The organism is Pseudomonas sp. HMWF006, assembly GCF_003061205.1.
Classification (GTDB): Bacteria; Pseudomonadota; Gammaproteobacteria; order Pseudomonadales; family Pseudomonadaceae; genus Aquipseudomonas; species Aquipseudomonas monsensis.
The window spans coordinates 12,948-14,053 of sequence record NZ_QAIU01000556.1; the positions used below are offsets into that span (position 1 = coordinate 12,948).

The window sequence follows — 1,106 nt, forward strand, 5'->3', positions numbered from 1 at the left end:
TGTAGACGCTGGCAGGCCAGCTAGCGGCCACAGGTTTCGGGTGCGGTCGGCCAGGTCAGCGTCGTATTGGGTGTAGAGCCTTGCGTCAATGTCGGGTACGGTTTCAATCCACCCCCGACGCGAAACAAGGATTGATTCATGACGCGCTCATTTTCCCGCTCTCTGCTGGCCGCCAGCCTCGGCCTGTCTCTCACGCTCTCGGCCGCCGTGGCGTCCGCCGAACCGCACAAACAGGTGCTCGCCGACGCCGAGCAATACCAGCCCGAAGCCCTGAAACTGTTGGAACGTCTGGTCAATATCGACTCCGGTTCCGGCTACGAGCCGGGGCTCAAGCAAGTCAGCGACATTGCCGTCGATGAGCTGAAGAAGCTTGGCGCCACGATCGAATGGGTGCCGAACACCCCGGAAAAATCCAGTCACGTGCTCGCTACCCTGAAGGGCACCGGCAAGGCAAAGATCCTGCTGATGGCGCACATGGACACGGTGTTCAACGAAGGCTCCGCCGCCGAACGGCCGTTCCACATCAAGGACGGTCGCGCCTACGGGCCGGGGGTGATGGACGACAAGGGCGGCATTGTCGCCGGGATCTATGCGCTGAAAGTGCTGAAGAACCTCGACTTCAAGGATTACGCGCAGATCACCTTTCTGCTCGATGCCAGCGAAGAAACCGGCTCGGACGTCGCCACCGACCTGATCAAAAAAACTGCCAAAGAACACGACGTGACCCTCAATCTCGAGCCGGGGCGTCCGGCGGATGGCCTGGTGGTATGGCGCAAGGGCAGCGCGACGGCGCTGGTCGAGGTCAAGGGCAAAGCCGCGCACGCCGGCGTCGCCCCGGAACTGGGGCGTAACGCGGCGATGGAGGCGGCGCACCAGATTCTGCAACTGGGCAAACTCGGCGATGAGGCGAAGAAAACCACCATCAACTTCACCGTGCTCAAGGCCGGTGACCGCACCAACGTGATCCCGGATCAGGCCACGGCCAAGGCTGACGTGCGCGCGGCGGTTCCGGAAGAGTTCGACCGGATCGAGAAGGATTTGGCCCGGGTGTCGCAGGACAAGTTGATTGCTGACACCGAAGTGAAGACTTCACTCCAGCGTGGTTT

The 1,106-nt window shown here is 61.9% G+C and carries 1 protein-coding gene; it reads left to right on the forward strand.

The genetic code is table 11. The features are described from left to right. Positions 1–138: 138 nt before the first annotated feature. A partial coding sequence (locus DBR24_RS25200) for a glutamate carboxypeptidase (RefSeq protein ID WP_128616084.1) occupies positions 139–1,106 on the forward strand: 968 nt, incomplete at its 3' end.